Consider the following 574-nt stretch of genomic DNA (forward strand, 5'->3'; position numbering starts at 1 on the left):
GCTTGTTAAGTGCGGAGCTGTATACTTCCATGTGAACGTATTTTCTCCACCTGTTATCGTATTTTTAAACCAACGCTCTGTTGTTTGCTAATCCAAAATACCCCAAATTCCCCGCCTGCCGAAGCAATCTGCCCATCAACTGAGCCACCTTGCGGAAATCCTTTTGGAGCTTCTAAACTTTGAGGTTCATACATAACACTTCCGCAGTTAACGTTCAGTGCGCCGTAAGTTGGGCTACATAAAGCAGAACGACTTCCAGGTTTTTCAACAAAACCGTGCGCATATGCATTTTGAGGAATGAGAGTCGTGCCTATGATTCCAGCCGTTAATGCAACGGCTCCCAGGATTTTCTTGTTCATCTTCATATTTAGTAGGTGTTTTAAAATTCGATTATTCATGTTCGTATCCCCTTCTTGTTATACTTCGTAGTGTGATGAGGGCTTTGATGCAAAAGAATAACAATAAAGACACTTGTTTTTGGGAGTGCGTAAGAAACGCACACTTAATAATGAACGAATGCTTCATTCATTATTATCAAACATTTAACTTTACGGATATAACATGACATATAAAC

Annotated in this window: 1 pseudogene; it reads right to left on the minus strand. The window is 39.9% G+C overall.

The window, feature by feature from the left end:
• A pseudogene (locus AC1DJR_RS32845) lies at positions 1-398 on the minus strand (lytic polysaccharide monooxygenase); the annotation flags it as partial.
• Positions 399-574 lie beyond the last annotated feature (176 nt).

The organism is Bacillus sp. 05T31 (assembly GCF_056396725.1).